This is a genomic window from Endozoicomonas sp. (genome assembly GCF_031844845.1).
Lineage (GTDB): Bacteria > Pseudomonadota > Gammaproteobacteria > Pseudomonadales > Endozoicomonadaceae > Endozoicomonas.
In genome coordinates, this window is record NZ_JAVRMB020000028.1 from 1 (window position 1) to 5,355 (window position 5,355).

At 51.2% G+C, this 5,355-nt stretch carries 4 protein-coding genes and 1 pseudogene; all 5 read left to right on the forward strand.

Annotation, left to right across the window (positions count from 1 at the left end; genetic code table 11):
* On the forward strand, positions 1-1,107 hold a 1,107-nt coding region (locus RM811_RS01380), incomplete at its 5' end, for a molybdopterin cofactor-binding domain-containing protein (RefSeq protein WP_402520033.1).
* Positions 1,108-1,227: 120 nt separating this feature from the next.
* Positions 1,228-1,626, forward strand: coding sequence for a hypothetical protein (locus RM811_RS01385; protein WP_402520035.1), 399 nt, complete (start codon positions 1,228-1,230; stop codon positions 1,624-1,626).
* Positions 1,627-1,759: 133 nt separating this feature from the next.
* A complete protein-coding gene (locus RM811_RS01390; RefSeq protein WP_402520037.1) occupies positions 1,760-3,124 on the forward strand; it encodes a nucleobase:cation symporter-2 family protein in 1,365 nt (454 codons plus the stop codon).
* A 91-nt stretch (positions 3,125-3,215) separates the two neighbouring features.
* Positions 3,216-4,883, forward strand: coding sequence for an NAD(P)-binding protein (locus tag RM811_RS01395; protein WP_402520039.1), 1,668 nt, complete (start codon positions 3,216-3,218; stop codon positions 4,881-4,883).
* Positions 4,883-5,355 (forward strand): annotated as a pseudogene (locus tag RM811_RS01400) (pyruvate:ferredoxin (flavodoxin) oxidoreductase); the annotation flags it as partial. The gene RM811_RS01395 and the pseudogene RM811_RS01400, both read left to right, overlap by 1 nt.

Consider the following 5,355-nt stretch of genomic DNA (forward strand, 5'->3'; position numbering starts at 1 on the left):
CGGGAAGGTCAGAGCCTTGAGCTGCTGGGCAAAGTGGGTGAAGGTAAATTACCCACCAAAGTACCGGTCGCCCACAGTTGTGCCCTTGGCAAAGTGCTGGAAGAGGGTGCTGCCGGATTTGGCTGGGGAACGCCTAAAGAAGAGCTCAAAGACCCACACATCAAGATTGGTCGCGGTATTGCCACCATGCAACAGAAGTCGGGTATTCCCGATATTGATCAGGCCAACGCCTGGATCAAACTGGCTTCTGACGGCACATTGATTGTTCACTCGGGTGGTGCAGATATCGGTACCGGTCTGGATACCGTGGTGGCCAAACTGACCGCTGAAGTGCTTTGTACCGAACTGTCTGATATCCATGTTATTTCCGGTGATACCGACCACTGTCTGTTTGATAAGGGGGCTTATGCTTCCAGTGGTACCTGCTTCTCAGGCAATGCTGCTCGATTGGCAGCAGAGGATCTGCGCAGCAAGATTCTGAAGACTGCAGCTCATTTGCTGGAAGAGTCTGAAGAAGAGCTGACTGTGGAAGTCCCCGGTGTGGTGCGTGGTAGCAAGGCCAGCATCAGCTTTGGTGACATTGCCCATTACGCCGAAAGTGGTACCGGTTGTGGTCAGCTAATGGGGCAGGGCAGTTTCATTACCAGTGAGTTTGCCTTCCCTTACGGTGCCAACTTTGCCGAAGTGGCTGTTGATACCCGTACTGGTAAGGTCTCCCTGCGTAAATTCCATGCACTGCTGGATTGCGGGACACCCATCAATCCGGAACTGGCCCTTGGGCAGATCTATGGTGCCAGCATGCGGGCCATTGGTCATACCCTGCAGGAAGCCATTCAATATGACGACAAGGGTCGAGTGGTGAATGCCAACTTTGCTGACTATGGTGCGCCGATGGTGGGTGACCTGCCCGAAGACTTCCTGGCCGTGCTGGTGCCCAGCGATGATCCGGTGGGGCCATTTGGTGCCAAGTCGGTTTCAGAAATCAGTGTTAATGCGGCAGCGCCTGCTATTGCTTCTGCGATTCATGACGCTACTGGTGTGTGGGTCAGAGACTGGCATATTACGCCGGAGAAAATGCTGATGGCATTAAAGGAAAGCGTACTCTAACGGTAGTGATCGAAACCGCTCTCCCTTTCCGACGCAATTTAGGAAGATAGGAAGAGCGGTATCATTATTTGAATCAACTATGCTTCACGATTTCTTTTGTTGGTTAATCAGGATATTTACATGGAATCAAAAGCAGTCGTAAGGCCTATCGGTATTTCGATATTAAAATATGGCGAAACTACGGGTTATTTGGATTTGACAGAATCAGCCGTACTTTTTGACGGACGTAACGTTACCAGGAAACAGCATAAAACTATTGGTTCAATAATGGCTCATAAACAAGGGATAAAAAGATTTGAAAATATAGAAAATAAATATAAACAGATGGATAAGTACTCTGTAGAGTGTTTGGAATCATTCATAAAAAAATATCTGGCATTTTGCCGGGAGAAGAGAGTTAGCGGTGCTGCTTTGTATAAAATAACACCTTATGTAGCTAGTATTTTGTGTGAGTTTAAATCAATGGGGAGTCGAGCAGGTAGTGATTCCTATTGGTATTATTTTAGACAGGGATTTTAATTTCATTTTTTTTACAACTGAATACCGAATTAAGGCACGACGAAATACTTTGTAACGTAACCATTTAATAAACCGTCATAACAATACAATTAAAGCCATAAGAATTCTTATGCTCTAAATCGGGGAAACAGCAATGAAGTCGTTTTACGATATTGAAGATCGCCCTCCATTAGGAACATCACTTGTTCTTGCGCTTCAACATATGCTGGCCGCTTTTGGTGCCATCATTGCGGTTCCCCTGGTTGTGGGCGGAGTACTGGGGTTATCAGAAAGTACCATGGTCAGTATTGTCAGTGCGGCACTGCTGGTTTCCGGGCTGGTGACCATGGTTCAGTGTCTTGGCCTTGGCCCGGTGGGTATTCGTATGCCCTGTGTGATGGGAACCAGCTTTACCTTTGTTGCCGTTGCGATTGCTATTGGTCAGGAGCATGGTCTTTCCGGCATTCTGGGTTCTGCCCTGGGTGGTTCGCTGGTGATGATTATTGGCAGCCAGTTTATGGGGCAGGTAAGAAAACTGTTTCCGCCCATTGTCTCTGGCACCGTGATTTTGATGATCGGGGTTTCCCTGGTGCCGGTGGGTACCGACTGGTTTGCCGGTGCGTTGCCGGGCAGTGCCGATTATGGCGCGCTGCCTCATTTGATGATTGGTCTGATCGTGGCGGTGGTGGTGATCACGCTCAATCGCAAAGGGTCGGGATTGTTCAAAACCGGCGCCATTGTTATTGGTATGGCGGTGGGTTATTTGCTTAGTATGCTGATGGGTGATGTGGACTTTGCCCCTATCAGCCAGGCCGCCGCTATCCGGATTCCCCGCCTGTTGCCCGTGGAGCTGACGTTCCCTATCACCGGTGTGATCAGCATGGGCATTATTTACCTGGTGACCATTATGGAATCCACCGGGGACTTTCTGGCATTGAGTGAAGTCAGCCATTGCAAACTCACTGGTAAACGGCTGTCCCGGGGGATTCTCTGTGATGGTATCGGCAGTGCCCTGGCATCGTTGTTTGGTACTACACCGTTTTCGTCGTTCAGTCAGAACGTAGGCATCGTAGCCATTACCGGTGTTGCCAGTCGCTTTGTGGTTGCCATGACCGGTGGCCTGCTGATGATAGCCGGATTCTTTCCAAAACTGGCGGCGCTGATTATCACCGTACCGCAACCCGTACTGGGTGGTGCCAGTATCGTGATGTTCGGCATGATTATCGCCGCTGGCGTAAAAATGCTCTCCCGGATCGATTTAGATGAGCGGAACAGCATTATTGTCGGTGTCAGTATCACGGCCGGTCTGGCGGTGACTACCCGTCCGGATATTCTTGAGTATCTTCCTTCATTCTTCCAGGTCAGCCTTTCTTCAGGCATTGCTACCGCTGCACTGGTGGCTGTGATGCTCAACCAGCTGTTCGGGCACGAGGCAACTGATAGTGACATGGACGATGAGACTGAAGAAGAAGTCATCACCACAAAAGCACAACCTTTAAATACGGGATTGGTTTCCTGACATTGATGTAGACGTACGCTTCCCATGACATTGATCAGTGCTGGCTGAAAATGCTCTGGTATGGTGGGAAGTGTTCAGTAAAGGAGTTGTTATGAATACCCTGGATATGACCCAACCCACCGGACGTTCTCCGGTACAGGGTACTGGTCCGGTTGCTGCCCGCAAGCCGGTTTATCAGAACTCATTACCGCCGTGCAATCACAGCTGTCCGGCGGGCAATGATATCCAGAGTGCACTGGCACTGGCCCAGGAGGGACGCTTTGAAGAAGCCTGGCGTACCTTTATGGCCAATAATCCATTACCAGCGACTCACGGGCGAATTTGCTATCACCCTTGTGAAGATGGTTGCAGTCGCGTCCAGGTAGACGACGGTGTAAGTATTCATTCCATTGAGCGTTACCTGGGTGATATGGCCATTGAGCAGAACTGGCTTATGCCATTGCCTCCGGTAGAGACTGGTAAGAAAGTACTGGTGGTGGGGGCCGGACCTTCTGGTCTGACGGCGGCGTATCATCTGCGTTTGCAGGGCCATACCGTTGAAATCCGTGATGCGGCACCCATTGCCGGCGGCATGATGCAGTTTGGTATCCCGGCTTATCGTTTGCCAGGGGATGTGCTGGCGGCAGAAATTGCCCGAATTGAATCCATGGGCATCGTTATTACCCTGAATCATCGGGTAGAAGATCTGATGATGGAAAAAAGAGACGGTGGCTTTGATGCGGTTTATCTGGCCATTGGTGCTCATATCGGCAAGCAGGTGGATATTCCTGCCAGGGATGCCGGCAAGGTTTTGGATGCCGTGAGCTTCCTCCGTGAAACCGGTCTGGGGGAAAAACCAGTACTGGGTCGTCGTGTTGCTATATGCGGCGGTGGTAATACCGCCATGGATACCGCACGGACGGCAAAACGAATGGGCGTGGATGAAGCCATGATCATCTACCGGCGTGACCGTGATCATATGCCAGCCCACAGTTTTGAAGCCGATGAGGCGGAAGCGGAAGGCGTAAATATTCACTGGTTACGCACTATTCAGAACATTGAAGGCAGTGAATATCAGGTTGAAATTATGGAGATTGGTGACGATGGTCGTCCGACTCCAACCGGCCGCTATGAAACACTGCAGGTAGACTCCCTGATTCTGGCCCTGGGTCAGGACGTGGAGCGGAGCATGCTGGACACCGTGCCGGGTCTTGAGCTGGACCGCTGGGGTTCCTCTGTGACCGTTGATGAAAAAATGATGACCGGCTGTGAGGGTATTTTTGCCGGTGGTGATATGGTGCCTTCCGATCGCACCGCCACCATTGCCGTTGGTCATGGCAAGAAAGCTGCCCGAAATATGAATGCCTGGTTGAAAGCTGAGCGGCTTAATGAAAAGACCGCGCCCATCATGGTCAACTTTGAAGGCCTGCATTTATGGTATCGCACTCAGGCTGATCGTCAGCATGAGGATGCCCTGTCTCCGGAACAGCGAAATGATTTCAGCGAAGTGGTGCATGGGCTGAGTGAAGTCCAGATTCGTTTCGAGGCCAGTCGCTGTTTCTCCTGTGGTAACTGTTTTGAATGTGATGGCTGTTTTGGTGCCTGCCCGGAAGGGGCGATTACCAAACTGGGTAAGGGGGAGGGCTATCAGGTCAATCATGACCTCTGTACCGGCTGCCTGGCCTGCTACCGACAATGTCCAAGCCATGCCATTGAGATGCAGGCGGTTCAACAGGAAGTCTCTTTGCCAACAATGGCTGTTCGTATGGAGGTACGGTGATGTCTGACCATAAGCATATTAAAGAACAACCTGTCCGTGTCACCATCGACGGTAATGAAGCCGCGGCTTATGTGGCTTACCGGACCAATGAAGTCTGTGCCATCTATCCTATAACTCCGTCGTCTAATATGGCGGAGCTGGCCGAGCAGTGGGCGGCGGAAGGGGTCAAAAACATCTGGGGTGGCAAGCCTCTTGTGGCGCAAATGCAGAGTGAAGCCGGTGCTGCCGGTGCGGTTCATGGCTCATTGCAAACCGGCGCCTTGACTACCACATTTACAGCATCTCAGGGTTTGATGCTGATGCTGCCTAATATGTACAAGATTGCGGGGGAACTGACGTCTTCTGTAATCTACGTCGCAGCCCGTTCACTGGCTACTCAGGGGCTCTCAATTTTTGGTGACCATCAGGATGTGATGGCAGCCCGGACCACTGGTTATGCCATGCTGGCCGCCAGTTCGGTTCAGGAAGCCCA

Coding starts and splice junctions, on each gene's coding strand:
- RM811_RS01385 (WP_402520035.1), top strand. CDS start 1,228: ATGGAATCAAAAGCAGTCGTAAGGCCTATCGGTATTTCGATATTAAAA.
- RM811_RS01390 (WP_402520037.1), top strand. CDS start 1,760: ATGAAGTCGTTTTACGATATTGAAGATCGCCCTCCATTAGGAACATCA.
- RM811_RS01395 (WP_402520039.1), top strand. CDS start 3,216: ATGAATACCCTGGATATGACCCAACCCACCGGACGTTCTCCGGTACAG.